The organism is Metasolibacillus sp., assembly GCF_025291715.1.
Classification (GTDB): domain Bacteria; phylum Bacillota; class Bacilli; order Bacillales_A; family Planococcaceae; genus Metasolibacillus; species Metasolibacillus louembei.
This window is the reverse complement of the sequence record NZ_JAMBIZ010000079.1, coordinates 1-254: the sequence shown is the minus strand read 5'-3', so window position 1 is coordinate 254 and position 254 is coordinate 1. Positions and strand designations below refer to the sequence as shown.

1 pseudogene is annotated in these 254 nt (G+C 35.8%); it reads left to right on the top strand.

What is annotated here, in order from left to right:
- Positions 1 to 254: pseudogene (locus tag M3Z76_RS19705) on the top strand (IS4 family transposase); the annotation flags it as partial.

Sequence of the window (254 nt, the reverse complement as noted above, 5' to 3'; positions counted from 1 at the left end):
CCAGAAGGACTCAATAAACGCTTTGATAAAAAAGCGGTTGAATTTTTGAAATATATTTTTTCTGCATTATGGAAAAGTAAACTTTGTAAAACATCAGCCATTTCAAGTGCAGCACTCACGTATTTTCAACGAATCCGTATTTTAGATGCGACGATTTTCCAAGTACCGAAACATTTAGCACATGTATATCCTGGGTCAGGTGGTTGTGCACAAACTGCAGGTATCAAGATTCAATTAGAATATGACTTACACAG